Origin of the sequence: Clostridium paraputrificum, assembly GCF_900447045.1 — a bacterium.
GTDB lineage: Bacteria > Bacillota > Clostridia > Clostridiales > Clostridiaceae > Clostridium > Clostridium paraputrificum.
The window spans coordinates 181,243-197,500 of the sequence record NZ_UAWH01000014.1; the positions used below are offsets into that span (position 1 = coordinate 181,243).

The 16,258-nt window shown below is 31.7% G+C and carries 14 protein-coding genes and 13 tRNA genes (1 of these 27 cut by a window edge); 22 read left to right on the plus strand and 5 right to left on the minus strand.

The window, feature by feature from the left end; translation table 11 throughout:
• Positions 1-73: 73 nt before the first annotated feature.
• The 3 genes from DR024_RS05880 to DR024_RS05890 form a co-directional block, all read right to left on the minus strand.
• Positions 74-1,735, minus strand: coding sequence for a glutamine--tRNA ligase/YqeY domain fusion protein (locus DR024_RS05880; RefSeq protein ID WP_055185161.1), 1,662 nt, complete (start codon positions 1,733-1,735; stop codon positions 74-76).
• A gap of 180 nt (positions 1,736-1,915) precedes the next feature.
• A complete protein-coding gene (locus DR024_RS05885) occupies positions 1,916-2,476 on the minus strand; it encodes a hypothetical protein (RefSeq protein WP_242829726.1) in 561 nt (186 codons plus the stop codon).
• 68 nt (positions 2,477-2,544) lie between these two features.
• Complete coding sequence (locus DR024_RS05890; RefSeq protein ID WP_049177451.1) at positions 2,545-2,988, minus strand: DUF3887 domain-containing protein; 444 nt, start codon at positions 2,986-2,988, stop codon at positions 2,545-2,547.
• A gap of 140 nt (positions 2,989-3,128) precedes the next feature.
• On the opposite strand from DR024_RS05890, the gene DR024_RS05895 reads away from it, so the two are divergent.
• The 4 genes from DR024_RS05895 (at position 3,129) to DR024_RS05910 (ending at position 8,414) form a co-directional block, all read left to right on the plus strand.
• Complete coding sequence (locus DR024_RS05895) at positions 3,129-3,806, plus strand: DUF554 domain-containing protein (protein WP_111918326.1); 678 nt, start codon at positions 3,129-3,131, stop codon at positions 3,804-3,806.
• A gap of 75 nt (positions 3,807-3,881) precedes the next feature.
• Positions 3,882-6,131, plus strand: coding sequence for a DNA helicase PcrA (gene pcrA, locus DR024_RS05900; RefSeq protein ID WP_049177452.1), 2,250 nt, complete (start codon positions 3,882-3,884; stop codon positions 6,129-6,131).
• 20 nt (positions 6,132-6,151) lie between these two features.
• A complete protein-coding gene (gene ligA, locus DR024_RS05905; protein WP_027098963.1) occupies positions 6,152-8,143 on the plus strand; it encodes an NAD-dependent DNA ligase LigA in 1,992 nt (663 codons plus the stop codon).
• Between the two features lies 1 nt (position 8,144).
• Entirely contained in the window at positions 8,145-8,414 is a 270-nt protein-coding gene (locus DR024_RS05910) for a hypothetical protein (RefSeq protein ID WP_027098964.1), read from the plus strand.
• 137 nt (positions 8,415-8,551) lie between these two features.
• Here the strand turns inward: DR024_RS05910 and DR024_RS05915 are convergent, their stop codons facing one another.
• Positions 8,552-8,863 (minus strand): hypothetical protein, encoded by a 312-nt coding sequence (locus DR024_RS05915; RefSeq protein WP_055185150.1) that lies wholly within the window; start codon positions 8,861-8,863, stop codon positions 8,552-8,554.
• A 142-nt stretch (positions 8,864-9,005) separates the two neighbouring features.
• On the opposite strand from DR024_RS05915, the gene DR024_RS05920 reads away from it, so the two are divergent.
• Complete coding sequence (locus tag DR024_RS05920) at positions 9,006-10,502, plus strand: ABC transporter substrate-binding protein (RefSeq protein WP_065254732.1); 1,497 nt, start codon at positions 9,006-9,008, stop codon at positions 10,500-10,502.
• Positions 10,503-10,511: 9 nt separating this feature from the next.
• Here the strand turns inward: DR024_RS05920 and DR024_RS05925 are convergent, their stop codons facing one another.
• Positions 10,512-12,032, minus strand: a complete 1,521-nt coding sequence (locus tag DR024_RS05925; protein WP_027098967.1) for a hypothetical protein — start codon at positions 12,030-12,032, stop codon at positions 10,512-10,514.
• A gap of 91 nt (positions 12,033-12,123) precedes the next feature.
• On the opposite strand from DR024_RS05925, the gene DR024_RS05930 reads away from it, so the two are divergent.
• The 17 genes from DR024_RS05930 to DR024_RS06010 form a co-directional block, all read left to right on the plus strand.
• A complete protein-coding gene (locus tag DR024_RS05930; RefSeq protein ID WP_055185148.1) occupies positions 12,124-13,101 on the plus strand; it encodes an AIR synthase family protein in 978 nt (325 codons plus the stop codon).
• A gap of 17 nt (positions 13,102-13,118) precedes the next feature.
• The gene (gene rph, locus DR024_RS05935) at positions 13,119-13,868 is read left to right on the plus strand and encodes a ribonuclease PH (RefSeq protein WP_027098969.1); all 750 of its coding nucleotides are present in this window, start codon (positions 13,119-13,121) and stop codon (positions 13,866-13,868) included.
• Between the two features lies 1 nt (position 13,869).
• On the plus strand, positions 13,870-14,481 hold the full coding sequence (rdgB, locus tag DR024_RS05940) for an RdgB/HAM1 family non-canonical purine NTP pyrophosphatase (protein WP_065254731.1): 612 nt from the start codon (positions 13,870-13,872) through the stop codon (positions 14,479-14,481).
• Between the two features lie 13 nt (positions 14,482-14,494).
• Positions 14,495-14,977 (plus strand): metallophosphoesterase, encoded by a 483-nt coding sequence (locus tag DR024_RS05945; protein WP_027098971.1) that lies wholly within the window; start codon positions 14,495-14,497, stop codon positions 14,975-14,977.
• Positions 14,978-15,154: 177 nt separating this feature from the next.
• Positions 15,155-15,230: transfer RNA gene (locus DR024_RS05950), tRNA-Pro, on the plus strand.
• Positions 15,231-15,311: 81 nt separating this feature from the next.
• Positions 15,312-15,388: transfer RNA gene (locus tag DR024_RS05955), tRNA-Arg, on the plus strand.
• 4 nt (positions 15,389-15,392) lie between these two features.
• Positions 15,393-15,468: transfer RNA gene (locus DR024_RS05960), tRNA-His, on the plus strand.
• 5 nt (positions 15,469-15,473) lie between these two features.
• Positions 15,474-15,548: transfer RNA gene (locus DR024_RS05965), tRNA-Gln, on the plus strand.
• Between the two features lie 3 nt (positions 15,549-15,551).
• Positions 15,552-15,627, plus strand: a tRNA-Lys gene (locus DR024_RS05970).
• A gap of 5 nt (positions 15,628-15,632) precedes the next feature.
• Positions 15,633-15,716: transfer RNA gene (locus DR024_RS05975), tRNA-Leu, on the plus strand.
• A 3-nt stretch (positions 15,717-15,719) separates the two neighbouring features.
• Positions 15,720-15,794 (plus strand) — tRNA-Gly (locus DR024_RS05980).
• Between the two features lie 6 nt (positions 15,795-15,800).
• Positions 15,801-15,874 (plus strand) — tRNA-Gly (locus DR024_RS05985).
• A 10-nt stretch (positions 15,875-15,884) separates the two neighbouring features.
• A tRNA-Arg gene (locus tag DR024_RS05990) sits at positions 15,885-15,961 on the plus strand.
• Between the two features lie 3 nt (positions 15,962-15,964).
• A tRNA-Pro gene (locus DR024_RS05995) sits at positions 15,965-16,040 on the plus strand.
• A gap of 14 nt (positions 16,041-16,054) precedes the next feature.
• Positions 16,055-16,129 (plus strand) — tRNA-Gly (locus tag DR024_RS06000).
• A 6-nt stretch (positions 16,130-16,135) separates the two neighbouring features.
• Positions 16,136-16,209: transfer RNA gene (locus tag DR024_RS06005), tRNA-Gly, on the plus strand.
• Positions 16,210-16,215: 6 nt separating this feature from the next.
• A tRNA-Gly gene (locus DR024_RS06010) sits at positions 16,216-16,258 on the plus strand (it continues 31 nt past the right edge of the window).

A 16,258-nucleotide genomic window follows, 5' to 3' on the forward strand; every position in this document is an offset into this window, starting at 1 on the left:
ATTTTCCCCCTTACCATCTAATCTTTTGTGTTTTAAAAGAGCATAGTAGTGTTTAACTATGCTCATATTTTAACTATTTGTTTAATTTAAAAGAGCTCTTTAATGATACTATTCTATTAAATACTAAATTATCAGTAGTAGAATCCTTTGAGTCTACATTAAAGTATCCATGTCTAAATAATTGATATTTTTCTTGGGCTTTAGCACCTTTAACTGATGGTTCTATAAATCCTTTTAAAGTTGTTAAAGAGTTAGGATTTATTTGTTCTAAGAAGTGTTTGCCTTCGTTTTCTTCTACATCATCAAGTATAAGAGGTTCATACAACCTAAATTCAGCTGGAATAGCAGTTTTAGCATTTACCCAGTGAATAGTTCCTTTAACTTTTCTTCCTGTAAATCCGCTACCACTCTTAGTTTCGGGATCATAAGTACAGTGAATTTCAGTTACATTTCCTTCTTCGTCTTTAATTACATCAGTACATTTAACGAAATATGCCCCTTTAAGTCTAACTTCATTTCCAGGGAATAGTCTGAAATATTTCTTAACTGGAACTTCCATAAAATCTTCTCTTTCAATGTAAAGTTCTCTAGAGAATTCTACTTGTCTAGTACCTGCAGATTCATCATTAGGGTTATTTTCTATTTCAAGTATTTCAGATTGTCCTTCAGGGTAATTAGTTATTACTAATTTTAATGGGTTAAGAACAGCCATTGCTCTTGTAGCTGTTGGGTTTAAGTCTTCTCTAATAAAATATTCAAGCATTTGTTCATCAACTACTGAAGATGCTTTTGCAACCCCAATTGCTGAACAGAAATTTCTAATAGATGCAGGGGTATATCCCTTTCTTCTTAAACCAGCTATAGTAGGCATTCTTGGATCATCCCATCCATCAACAATGCCTTCATCAACAAGAAGTTTAAGCTTTCTTTTACTCATAACTGTATTTGTAAGATTTAATCTTGCAAACTCAATTTGTCTTGGAGTAGATTCCATTTCACATTCTTTAACGACCCAATCATAAAGCGGTCTATGATCTTCAAATTCTAATGTACAAATAGAGTGAGTTATTCCTTCTATTGCATCTTCTATAGGATGTGCAAAATCGTACATAGGATAGATACACCATTTATCACCTGTATTATGATGAACAGAGTGAGATATTCTATAGATTATTGGGTCTCTCATATTAATGTTAGGAGAAGACATATCTATTTTTGCTCTTAGAACTTTTTTTCCGTCTTCAAATTCACCATTTTTCATTCTTTCTAGAAGATCTAAGTTTTCTTCAACACTTCTATTTCTATAAGGACTCTCTTTTCCAGGAGCAGTTAAGCTTCCTCTATAGTCCTTCATTTCTTCTGGCGTTAAATCACATACGTAAGCTTTTCCTTTTTTTATAAGAAGTTGAGCTTTTTCGTACATAATATCGAAGTAGTTAGAAGCAAAAAGTAGTTCATCCCAATCGAATCCTAACCACTTTACATCTTCTTTAATTGATTCAACATATTCAGTGTCTTCTTTTATTGGATTAGTATCATCAAATCTAAGATTTGTTTTACCATTAAACTCATCTGCTAATTGGAAGTTTAAGCAGATTGATTTTGCGTGACCTATATGTAGGTAGCCATTTGGTTCTGGTGGAAAACGTGTAATTATTTCTTTGTGTTTTCCAGATTCTAAATCGTCTATTACTATGTTTCTAATAAAATTAGATGAGTTGATTTCGTTTGCCATAATATTTACCCTCTCCTAATGTATTTATCTTAATTATATTTATTTACTTTTACCTTTAATTTTAATCTAATATATAAAAAAAATAAAGTAACTATTGATTTTTAAAGAAAAAAATAGTACTAATATGTGCAAAATGAAGATAATTATATTATTATCACACATAAGTACTATTCATATTTGTCATATTAATGCAACTTGAGTTTCAATAGAGAAATCTAGTTCATTTATAAAACCTTCATAGATTAAGGTTTTGTTTGGTATATTCAATAAATCAGTAGGACTAGTTAATTCTGGTATCTTTGGACTATGCCATATATTACTTTGCTTCAGAAGAGTTGTTATAAATTGTGAACAGAAGTAGTGGTTGTCTCTATGTATTGGCTTGTCCATCAATACTCCAAAAAGTCCTATAAAGTTGTACCTATAATTTATATCAGAATCAAAAAATGATTTAATTTCTCTTTCTAAGTCAAGAAACTGTTTTTCTGTTATTTCTAGCTTGTAGATTAAGCAGCGTGCATTTGGAGACTTTTGAAAAACTCCTGTATAAATATTTTCAGTTGTTAAACCACCTGAAAAAGGATTATCTGGGTCTAATCTTCCAAAAGAATACATTGTTTTAAAAGATGAATCTAAACTTATTGAAACATGAGTATAATGTGTTTTTGTAACAAATCCGATTGAACGAGATAACCAAGTGCCTGTCCTAGAAAAAACTAAGTATATTGGCATTTTTCTCATAAGAGTATTCTCCTTTTGTCAATTTATAAGATAATTATATATTTAAACTATAGGAAAATCTATAACAATTAATTGGTAGAATTAGCTTTTTCAAGTTTGTCTGAAGAAAGGTACAATTCATATACCTTATGATTTTCATCCTCTTCTTTGAAAGCTACAGATACTCTAACCTCTTCTTCCTCATCAGAAAATTTTGTGTTATATATGGCAAAGTTATAACCATTTCTTTTTTCTCCATAATCAAATTCTAGTGATTCGAATACTCCAACTGTAGTGATTAAAAGTGCGCTTTCTTTTTGAAAGGTACCATAATCATAAGATTCCTTCATATCGTCACTTAAGTGCTTTGAGAATGTATTATAATCATTATTGCTTAAAGCAGTTAAAACAGTTGATAATACTTCATCACTATATGAACTTATTTCACTATAATCTAGCTTTTTTACACAACCAATAAAAATAGAAGGAATAAAGAGTAGTAATAGGGATATAGAAAATAATTTCTTTTTCAATAGTTTCATCTCCTTGCGCTAATAAATAAACTATAATTTCATTTTAATATAACTAATAATATTTATGACAATAATTTATAAAAATAATTTTGTGGTAAAATATAGTATAAACATAAAAGGTTGTAGTATGGAGGGGCAGGATGTTAGGAACAGTAGTTAATTGTGGAACAATAATATTAGGTTGCATTGTAGGATTAGTAGTTAAGGGGAGATTAAAAGAAAAAGTTAGTACAACAATAATGAATGGACTAGCTTTGTGTGTTTTATACATAGGAATATCAGGAGCGCTAAAAGGAGAAAATACTCTTCAGATGATAATTTCTGTAGGGGTTGGGGCTCTTATAGGTGAGTTAATTGATATTGACAAAGGATTGAAAAGTGTAGGAGATTATTTAGAAAGTAAAATTAATAAAGGTAATGGAGAAAAATCAATATCTGAAGGTTTTGTAACAGCAAGCTTACTATTTTGTGTTGGTGCTATGGCTATAGTAGGATCTTTAGAAAGTGGTCTTCAAGGTAATCATACAACTTTATATGCTAAGTCAATATTAGATGGAATATCTTCAATAATATTTACATCAACTCTAGGAATAGGGGTTATGTTTTCTGCTGTAGCTGTTTTAATATATCAAGGTGGAATTACACTTTGTGCAGGAATTCTTGGGGGGATATTAAGCACAGTAGTTATAGGAAATATGTCCGCAGTAGGTAGTTTGTTAATAGTAGGTATTGGGCTAAATATGTTAGGAGTTACAAAGATTAAGGTGGCAAATTTGTTACCAGCTATATTTATTCCAATAATATTCGGAATCTTTTAAGAAAATGGGGAAAGATATAAATAAGAACATATGTTGTGTTATAATGGTTGAGAATTAGGAAGGAGGAATTTAATTATGGATTTAAAGTCGTTATTAAATAAGGAACAATATGAGGGTGCTATTACTGTAGAGGGACAGGTCTTAATACTAGCTGGAGCAGGTTCAGGTAAGACAAGAGTTCTTACATATAGAATGGCACATATGATTGAAGATTTAGGTATACCACCTTATAAGATCTTAGCGATAACCTTCACTAATAAGGCAGCCAAGGAAATGAAGGATAGAATTAAGAAAATTGTTGGAGACAAGGCAGAGGATATGTGGATATCTACATTCCATTCAACTTGTGTAAGGATTTTGAGAAGAGAAATTCAACATCTAGGATATAAAAGCAATTTTACTATATATGATACATCAGACCAAAAGACTCTTATTACAGAGTGCATGAAGGCTTTAAATATAAATGATAAGGATATTACTCAAAGAGAAATTATAGGTAAGATAGGTAGAGCTAAAGATAAAATGCAAAGTGCAGATAGCTTTAAAAGAGAGAATGAATCTAACTTTAGAGAAAATAAAATAGCAGATGTTTACTTAATGTATCAAAAGAGATTAAAAGAAAATAATGCTATGGATTTTGATGATTTAATATTTAAAACAGTAGAATTATTTAAGAAAAATTCAGATGTTTTAGAGTTTTATCAAAGAAAGTTCCAATATATCATGGTTGATGAGTACCAAGATACAAATGGAGCACAATATGAGTTTATAAAACTTCTGGCAGCTAAGTATAAGAATCTTTGTGTAGTAGGAGATGACGATCAAAGTATATATGGATGGAGAGGTGCTGATATATCGAATATTTTAAACTTCGAAAAAGACTATCCATCAGCAAAAGTTATTAAACTTGAACAAAACTATAGATCAAAAGGAAATATCTTAAGTGCAGCTAATGTAGTTATTGCGAATAATAATTATAGAAAAGATAAGGCGTTAAGAACTGAACAAGAAGCAGGAAGTAAAATAAAGATATATAGATCTTTTGATGATAGAGCAGAGGGAGATTTTGTATCTAAGACTATTGCAGATATCAAACATAAAGAAGGAAGAAAAAATGAAGATTTTGCAATTTTATATAGAACCAATGCACAATCTCGTATATTTGAAGAAACCTTAAGAAGAAGAGGAATTTCTTATAAGATAGTTGGTGGCACTAGATTCTATGATAGAAAAGAAATTAAGGACCTTCTATCTTACTTAAAGGTATTAGTGAATCCACAGGATGATATTAGTTTAAGAAGAATTATTAATGTTCCAAAGAGAAGTATAGGAGATGCTACTGTAGGGAAAGTACAAGACTTTGCTGATGACTTTGAATTGGATTTATGGGATGCTTTAACTCAAGCTAGAAGTATTCCTTCATTAACAGCAAGAAATGCCGCTTGTATAGAGAAGTTTACAACATTAATGGATAATTTCATGGAATTAAAAGATACAGTTCCTGTGTCTGTACTTATAGAAAGCATACTTAAAGATACAGGTTATTTAGATGAATTATCTAAATCAAATGAAATAGAAGATAAGAGTAGAATAGAGAACTTAAAGGAATTAGTATCAGATGCTGTTGATTTTGAAAAAAGTAGTGAAGACAAATCTTTGGAAGCTTACTTGGAAAAGGTATCACTAGTCCAAGATACAGATAAGTTGGAGGAAGAAGATGAAGGAGAAGGTTCCGTAGTGTTAATGACTGTCCATAGTGCAAAAGGATTAGAATTCCCAGTTGTATTTATGGTTGGTATGGAAAATGGAATATTCCCTAGTGAGGCTGACTTTAATGAAGAAGACAAGATGGAGGAATCTAGAAGGCTTTGCTATGTTGCTATAACTAGAGCTAAAGAAATGCTATATATGACTTCTGCAGAAGTTAGAAAGCAATTTGGTAGAACAGTTGCATATAGTCAATCAGACTTTATAGGAGAAATAAAATCTGATTTAAAGGAATATATTAATGAAAGGGGTTTAGCTGGTACATCAACCTTTGCAAAGCCTATGAATACAGGAGTTAACAACCCTCATAGCCTAAGAAGTAATATGTATTCTTCTAATAGAAATATATCTGGGGCAAGTAATACTTCTGATGGAAGTGCCACACTTATTACATCTGATGAAATTACTATGGGAAGAAAAGTTAAGCATGATAAATTTGGTGTTGGAACAATAGTTTCAATAACTCAATCTGGCAATGATAAGAAGTTAACTATAGCTTTTGATAAGCAAGGTGTTAAAATGCTTATGCTATCTATGGCCAATTTAGAGGTATTATAATATTTAGGAGGAATCCATTAATGGATAAGAATAAAAGAATTGAAGAGTTAGTAAATGAGTTAAATAGGTATTCATATGAATATTATACATTAGATGCACCTTCAGTTTCTGATAAGGATTATGACAAAAAATATGATGAGTTAAGGATGTTGGAAGAGGAGACTGGATATATTCTTCCATATTCTCCTACATTAAGGGTTGGAGATACTGTTCTTGAAGGATTTAGCAAGTATACTCATAAAGGCAGATTGTGGAGTATGGATAAAGCTCAAAGTGTAGAGGAACTTAAGGAATGGCATAATAGAAATAAAAAATTCATAGAAGCTATGAGATCTCAAGGTGAAGATTTACCAGATTTAAAATATGTATTAACTAAAAAGTTTGATGGATTAACTATTAATTTAACATATGATGAAGATGGTGTACTTGTTACAGCTGCTACTAGAGGAACTGGAGAAATGGGGGAAGAAGTAACAGCACAAGTAAAAACTATAAAGTCTATTCCGTTAAAGATAGATTCTAAGGATATATTTGAGGTTCATGGTGAAGCCATAATGACTACTGAAGCTTTTGAAGAATATAATAAGAAAGCAGAAGTACCACTTAAGAACTTAAGAAATGGTGCAGCTGGTGCTTTAAGAAACCTAAATGTTAAGGAAACTGCTAGTAGAAATCTATCAGCATTTTTCTATGATGTTGGATATAAAGAAGGAAAAGGCTTTAAAACATATTTAGACATGATGGAATTTATTAAAGAAAAAGGTCTTCCAGTTGATGATTATTTAGAAGTGTGTACATCTATGGATGAAATAGAAAAACAAATAGAATATATAAAAAATATTAGATTTGATTTGAATTATGACATAGATGGATTAGTAATAGCCATAGATGATATTAGAACTAGAGAGTTATTAGGATATACAATTAAGTTCCCTAAGTGGGCCATAGCATATAAGTTTGAAGCTCAAGAGGCAACAACTAAACTTTTAGATGTTGAGTGGAATGTAGGTAGAAGTGGTAGAGTTGGCCCTACAGCATTGCTTGAGCCAGTTGAATTGGCTGGTGTAACGGTAAAGAGAGCTACACTTAATAATATGGACGATATAAAAAGAAAAGGTGTTAGAATTGGAGCAGAGGTATTTGTGAGGCGTTCTAATGATGTAATACCTGAGATAATGGGAGTAGTTCAAGAAAGCGTAGATAATTCTAAAGAAATTACTCCGCCAGAAGTATGCCCTGCATGTGGAAGCCATTTAGTGTTAGATGGAGCACATTATTTCTGTGAAAACACATTGTCTTGTAAACCACAGATGGTAAAAAGTATTGTTCACTACGCTTCAAGAGAAGCTATGAATATAGAGGGATTCTCTGAAAAGACAGCAGAACAATTATTTGAAAAGCTAAATATTAAATCTATCTCTGATTTATATAAACTTAAAAAAGAGGAATTAGTAACACTAGAGAAGTTCGGAGAGAAGAAGGCTCAGAAGTTACTTGATGCAGTAGAGAAAAGTAAAAATTGTGAACTATATGCATTTATATATGCTCTTGGAATACCGAATGTAGGAGTTAAGACAGCAAAGGATTTAGTTGCTAAGTTTAAATCTTTAGATGGAATAAAGAATGCTAGTTTTGAAGAATTGGTAGCCATACAGGACGTAGGAGATATTGTAGCAAAATGTGTATTAGAATTCTTTAGAGAAGAGAAGGTAATACAAACTATAGATGAACTTCTTGAACTTGGTGTAAGACCAAAGTATGAGGAAAAAGAAATTGTAGAGAGTCCATTTGTAGGAAAGACAGTAGTTGTTACAGGAACATTAAAGAATTATACAAGAGGAAGTATTAAAGAAAAGTTAGAGTCATTAGGTGCAAAGGTGTCTGGAAGTGTTAGTAAGAAAACTAATTATGTTTTAGCAGGTGAAGAAGCAGGTTCTAAACTTACAAAAGCTATTGACCTAGGAGTAAAAGTAATTTCAGAGGATGAATTTGAAGAGATTATAGGTAAGTAAAATGAAAAGAATAATTAATTTATTAAGTTTAATATCAGCTATAGTAACTTGTGGATTAATAATATGTACACTTATGACATCTTATCAGTTTTTTTATGTAGGGCAAGTATTTAATTCTTATATGCCAATACAAGTTGGATCGGCAGTAACTATGGCGTTGCTTGCGTTAAGATTTTTGTTAAATGAGAATGGTAGCAAGAGGATAACATATTCAGCTATAAGTATTTTAATTAGTTTAATTCTTATATTTTCAATTTCATTAGTAAAGTAGGGAGAAGCTGCTGGAAGGTAGCTTCTTATATTTTTATAAACATATAAAGCTAAAAATATATAAATTTTAAAATATATAAATATGCTAATAAAAAAATAAAAAATCATACATGCATGTAGCGTGTATGATTTTTCTATTTAAAGTCCACTTGTTTTATCTTTTCTATCGAAGTCCTTAATGTTATCAATATTAGATGAATCATCATTTTCTTCTCCAAAGAAATCCATAAAGTCAGAAGTTATTAAGTCTGCTTTATCATCCTTTATATAATTACTTTGGTTTTGAGATAAAAAGTCTAGCTTTTGATAAATTTTTTCCAATATATAATTCTTGTATTTTAATTGACGATAAGCTTTTAAGGCTGTGATAAATAACCATATACCAATAAACATAAATGTTGCCATAAAGATTATCGCAACTACACAACTTGCGCCAAATAATATAGACATAGCATAACCTCCTGAATAAATATATTATCATTATAGCACATAAAATAAATATTTATTATTAAAGTTAAGATTAAAAAAGTGATTATTAGGTATTATTCATGGATATAATCATAGATACTTAAAGAGTTAAGGAGAGAGGTATATGAAGAAAATTATTGCCCCTTTAATTATAGGGATTTTTATAGTGATATTTGTTTTAGGGTTTGTAGAAGTAGATAATACAGATACCTCTGTTAGCTCAGATACTATAGTCTATAGTGTTACTAGTATAGCTAACAATTTAGAAAAAGTTACTGGATTATCAAAGCGAGAAGAGGATATTATTTGCGCAACTAGTAAGGGGTTAATAAAAAAGAACTCAAAGGGAGAGATTGTTTCTGAATTAGCAAAAGAGATAAATGTAAAAGATGATGGAATAGAATATGAATTTATCTTAAATGATAATATATATTGGAGTAATGGGGATAAAATCACCCCTGATGATATAAAGGGATTTTTTAAAGAGTTAATAAAATCCGAAGATGAAGAAAATATAAAAGCGTTATTAGACGTTTATGGTGCAAAAGCATTTAGGGATGGAGAAGGATCCTTTGATAAAGGAGTTGCAATAACAACAGGAGATAATTCAATTAAAATAAGGTTAAATAAAAAGAATGATGAATTCTTAGATGATCTTACCAAGCCTCAATATAGAATAAGAAAATTATTGCCTGTTTGGGGCAATATAAAGGATACATATAATGAATTACTTTATAGTGGAGACTATATGATTACGGCTTTTGATGATAATAAAGTTACTTTATTAAAAAATAAGTGGGGGGAAGGTCCAAGTACTATAGATTTAGTTAAAGATGATAATGAGGAATTGGCTATGGCATCTTTTGAGATAGGAAAGAGAGATGTAGTTATCAATCCACCCAATAGTCAGTTAGAGAAGTTAAAGAGTGAAAATAAGCTATTAACATTTTCATCTGATGAATCATACTATTTATCTATAAATAGCGATGATAATGGATTACCTTTGTCTTCTAGAAGAGAAATATATAAACATATTTATAAAGCAACGGATGAATTTATGGATAATAATCCGGAAAGAGTAGAGTCGGCTGAGGGTAGTTATTTTAGAGAGGATAAAGAGGATTTGACTAAGCTTCAAACAAGGAAAGTAACCATTAATCAAGATGGAACTTTAGAAAAAATGGACTCTTTAACTTTATTAGCAAAAGATTCTGATGAGAGTAGAGATTTATGTAAGTTCTTAGTAAGTTGGTTTAAAGATAATCTTTCTATTAACCTAAAATATTCTCTTGTTAAAGCAGAGGATTTAGATGATTTAGATTTATTAAAAAGATATGATATGGTTCTTATAGATATTGAATCTAATTCAAATGAAAAAAAGGAATTCTATACAGAGTTGTCTACTTTTTTAAACGATAGTGAAAAGTTGATTTTAGAAAAGGAGATAAATGATGGTTCTAAAGACTTTAAACATATAGAAGAGAAGTTGTTTAATGATTGTACTATAATTCCTGTAATGTTTTCTAATGAGAACATTGCTATATCAAGTAAGGTGAGCAACATTAGTATGGATGGGAATGGAAATGTTGAATTTTCTAGTATTTCTAATAAGCAGAAATAAGAGCTGGAATTAATCCAGCTCTTTTGTTTCATTAGGTGCTTCTTCTATGATATCGTCCTTGTCTGAGTCTAATATATCTTCAGTAACTGTTATTGGTTCTTCTTCTCTTATAGAAGGAAGGTTAATATCGTCCTTAAAATTCATTGCATTTACTACATCATCATTTAAATAATGTATCAAAACAAAGAAAATTAGCATATTTTTACTACTATCAAATGTATCTTTAGAGCGGCTAAATGAGTTCTTCTTTTTAGAATAAGTAATAGATTTAGTAAAAATAGGTGCCATACCGGAACTTTCTGGAGTAGGTAAATTAGGCATTCTAAAGAAACTTTCATCTAGCATATCGGCAGATTTTAATGATAATCCACGGTAACGTTCTGTTTCGTCTAAAGTAGGTGCTTCTGGCCAACTTAATATTAGATTAGAATTTATAAAATATTTTCTATATAAATTAGATACCATATTTTTATGTTCTAATTGATTATCTGAGCTCCTTGAGTGTAAAAGTATAGCCAAAAAGTAGAAGCATATTTCAAAAGAAGAATATTTTACTTCTTTTTTGTCTGTCAATTTTAAAAAGATACCCTTCTCACTATCATAAAGCCCCTCTAACTTATAAAGAATTTCTTCGGATTTTTCATTAAAGGAAATAATGTTAGTATGCTTATAGGAGTCATTTAAAGCAATAGCAAAAAGTGAACAACTATCTAATGCTGAAACATAGTAATCTTTCTCGTCAAATTTATTTGTTAGAAAATCGGATAAATCTATTATAAGATTTTTACATTTTTCTTCATTTGAGAATTCATAGAATACATTAAATGCTAATAGGATTTTACATCCTTCCTCAAAAGAAAGGTTATATAATGCGTCCTTAAAATCGTAAAACATTTCTAATATTTGAAGAGAAAAGTTTTTATAGTCATCACTTATAGGATCATCAGGATTATAAAGAGAATAAAGATAATATGCATTCATCATAAAAGCTTGATCCGAAAAGTTGAATTTCTTATCTTTATCTATTAAGTTATATCCCTTTGAATTCCCTTCTGATAAATTTTTTTTCTCTACAAAAACTCCTTCAGAGTTTCTTAAGTTTTCATAATAAAAGCTAAGCTGTTCCTTCGCTAGGTGCTTGTAAGCATTCTCAAGTGAATCAGATCTGCGTGCACCTTTATTATAATTGCTATAATAGTTACTTAATTCTAATATATTTAAGGTCATTAGTGCATTTGTAGCAGGAATTATATCTTTCTTAAATGTATCCTCATCAAATCCATGAGATGTTTTGTTATGAATAAATACTGGAGATGATTTCCTGTACAGGCATATTAGTGGAGAAAAATTGTTTAATATGCTAATATCATTATTAGAAGATTTTTTTGATGACCTAAATGAGGTGGTTATCCCACACTTAGAGTTAAGCACTATAGTTTTTATAGCTTCTTTTGAAAGATGAAAAAGTTGACCACTTATATCATTTTGAGAAAGACTATTCATTCTGAAAAATGGTCCTATATATCTCAATTTATTCACCTCATATTTATTATTCTTATTAATTAATATGAGAGAATTTATGAAATAGTGCATAAAATCCAAATTAAAGGAGATTTTTTTGATGAAAGAAGGAAAATTAAATTTTGATGATTTAAGAAATATAATTTTAGATAGTAGAAAAGTTAAGAGGGACGAAGTTACTATAAGAAATGACGTTGGAGAAGATTGCTCTGTTATAAATTTTGGTGATTATGAAGGGATATTTTCAACAGACCCAATTACAGGGGCATCAGAAAATGTAGGAAAACTAGCAGTGCATATTAATTGTAATGACATTGCATCTGCTGGAGGAGAGCCTGTAGCTTTGTTAGTTACAATTATGGCCCCAACTTCATCATCATTAGAGGACATAAAGAATATAATGAATGAGATAAGCGAGGAGGCAGGAAAGTTAAATGTGGAAGTAATAGGTGGTCATACAGAAGTAACTTCTGCTGTAAATAAGTTAATTGTGTCTATAACTGTTATTGGAAAAAGTTTAAAGGGAACTTCTATTAGCACAGCAGGGGCCAATGAGGGAGATGACATAATTATTACTAAATATATTGCATTAGAAGGAAGCTCTATTTTAGCAAATGATTATGAAAATAGGTTAAAGCATGTTTTAACAGATAAAGAATTAGATGAAGCTAGGAGTCTGATTGATTATATAAGTGTTTTAAAGGAAGGGAAAATTGCCTCTAAGTATAATGTAAGTTCAATGCACGATATAACAGAAGGTGGGCTTCTAGGAGCGCTTTTTGAATTGGCTATGGCTTCTAATAAAGGCTTTATTATATATGAAGATAAAATACCTATGCTAGATGTTACGAAGAAAATAGTTGGTGAATTCAAAATAAATCCATTAAGGTTAATTTCTTCTGGAAGTATGTTAATAACTTCTTCTGAAGGGAATACAGTTGTAGATGCCTTACAAAGGGAAGGGATAAAAGCAACTATTATTGGAAAAGTAACAAAAAATAAAGGGATTTTAGTATCAAATGGAGTAGAATTAGAGGTAGAAGAACCTAAAAGAGATGAGTTGTTTAATATAAAATAAAACTAGAAGGTGAAAGAATGAGAATAGATAATAGAAAAAAAGATCAACTTAGAAGAGTAAAGGTAACAAGAAATTATACAAAATATGCAGAGGGATCTGTTTATATAGAAGTTGGAGATACAAAGGTTTTATGTAATGTATCAATAGAAGATAAGGTGCCACCTTTCCTAAAAGGTTCAGGAGAAGGATGGATTACAGCTGAATATAATATGCTTCCAAGAGCAACTGGTACAAGAAAAATAAGAGATATAGCTAGACTAAAGGTTGATGGACGTACAATGGAAATTCAAAGACTTATAGGTAGAGCTTTAAGATCAGTTGTAGATTTAAAAGCTTTAGGTGAAAAAACATTATGGGTAGATTGTGATGTAATACAGGCTGATGGAGGAACAAGAACAACATCAATATCAGGAGCTTTTATAGCTATGGTAGATGCAGTTAATAAACTTCATAGAGAAAAACCATTCAAAGTATATCCAATAAGAAGTTTTGTGGCAGCAACAAGTGTAGGAATAGTAGATGGGGAGATGCTACTAGATTTATGTTATGAAGAGGATTCTAATGCTAAAGTTGACATGAATGTAATTATGACAGATGAAGGTGCTTTTGTAGAGGTTCAAGGAACTGGAGAGGATAGTCCTTTTACTAGAGCTGAATTAAATGAATTATTAGATTTAGGGGAGAAAGGAATAAAACAAATGATTCATGTTCAAAAAGAAGCATTAAAGATGGATGCACTATGGATAGGTACTGGAGGAAAAAATTAGAATGAAGAAGTTAATAATAGCAAGCAACAATAAACATAAGATAGAAGAAATTAAATCTATGTTATGCGGAATGCCTTTTCAAATAAGGTCGTTAAAAGAAGAAAATATTGATATAGATGTTATAGAAGATGGAACAACTTTTGAGGAAAATTCTAAGAAAAAAGCTAGTGAAATAGTGGGATTTTTAAAAAACAAAGGTGAGAAAAGTTTTATTGTGCTGTCAGATGATTCTGGATTAGAAGTAGATTACCTTAATGGTGAGCCTGGTATATATTCTGCTAGATATTCAGGAGAACATGGCAATGATAGAGAAAATAATATTAAGCTATTAAAAAAAATGTGTAATGTTCCTTTTGAAAAGAGGGGGGCTTGTTTTGTTTGCCATATATCTTTAATTGATGATAATGGTGAGTATATAGGAATAAGGGGGGAAGCAAGAGGAAAAATTCTTGAGGAATTACCAGATGAAGATGGCTTTGGATATGATCCTATATTCTATTATGAACCTTTAGGTAAAACATTTGCGGAATTAGCAGGAAAAGAGAAGAATGAAATTAGTCATAGAGGGGTAGCATTAAAAGAACTAAAAGATAAAATAGCAAAGTTTATATAAGGTGGGAAATGAATTGTTAATAGCAGTGATAAGTGATACGCATAGAGTTGCAAAATATATTAATATAGCAAAAGAGTATATAAAATCTGCGGATGTATTAATACATCTAGGTGATAATTCAGAAGATATTGAGGAATTAACTAAGGGATTTAAGGGAAAAGTATATGGTGTAAGAGGAAATTGTGATTTTACTAATAATTATCCTAAGGAAAGTATAATTGTTTTAGAGGGCAAAAAGATATTTATTACTCATGGAGATTTATACGGGGTTAAGTATAGTCTAACTAATTTATATTATAGAGCTAAAGAGGTTGAAGCTGATATAGTCCTATTTGGGCATACGCATGAACAAATAATATTGAATGAGGATGGAATTATATTTATGAATCCAGGAAGTATATCTCTCCCTAAATTAAGAGGTAGACATATAGGGTATATTGATATGAACAATGGAAAGATAAAGGATGTTAGACTTAAAGAAGTAAAATGTTTGTAGTATTATGTAGAAAAGTAAGACTGTAAAAGGTGCTAAAATTTTAAATTATCTTTATTTAGGTCGATTTTTCTTTATTATTCAATAATATATATTTTTCTTTTAAAAAAGGTATTGACGGATTAATGGTCATACTGTAGAATAATCATTGTCGTCGCGAGAGAGCGATGCCGGTGATACCGGGGTGTGGCGCAGATGGGAGCGCGCGTGGTTTGGGACCATGAGGTCGCAGGTTCGATCCCTGTCACCCCGACCACTTTCCAAAACAAGATTAAAAAAACTTGACAAATGCGGAGAGATATCATAAAATAATATTCGTTCTCGAAAGAGAAAATAAGCGTCTTTAGCTCAGCTGGATAGAGCAACGCCCTTCTAAGGCGTGGGCCAGGAGTTCGAATCTCTTAAGACGCACCATATGGTGAATGTAGTTCAGTTGGTAGAGCGCCAGTTTGTGGCACTGGTTGTCGTGGGTTCGAGTCCCATCGTTCACCCCATATTTAGGGATATCGCCAAGCGGTAAGGCACCACACTTTGACTGTGGCATTCGTAGGTTCAAATCCTGCTATCCCTGCCATGTGGTTTACTAGCTCAGTCGGTAGAGCACTTGACTTTTAATCAAGGTGTCCGGGGTTCGATTCCCCGGTAAGCCACCAAAAATGCAGATGTGGCGGAATTGGCAGACGCACTAGACTTAGGATCTAGCGCCTTTGGCGTGGGGGTTCGACTCCCTTCATCTGCACCATATGCGGAAGTGGCTCAATGGTAGAGCGCCACCTTGCCAAGGTGGATGTTGCGGGTTCGAGTCCCGTCTTCCGCTCCACAATATGCGGGTATCGTATATCGGTAATACTCCAGCCTTCCAAGCTGGAAAGGTGGGTTCGATTCCCACTACCCGCTCCATTAAAAATATGCGTCTTTAGCTCAGCTGGATAGAGCAACGCCCTTCTAAGGCGTGGGCCAGGAGTTCGAATCTCTTAAGACGCACCATATCGGGGTGTGGCGCAGATGGGAGCGCGCGTGGTTTGGGACCATGAGGTCGCAGGTTCGATCCCTGTCACCCCGACCAAATAGAAAAAAGTTGCGGAAGTGGCTCAATGGTAGAGCGCCACCTTGCCAAGGTGGATGTTGCGGGTTCGAGTCCCGTCTTCCGCTCCATAATGTGCGGGTATCGTATATCGGTAATACTCCAGCCTTCCAAGCTGGAAAGGTGGGTTCGATTCCCACTACCCGCTCCATAACATGCAGGTATCGTATATCGGTAATACTCCAGCCTTCCAAGCTGGA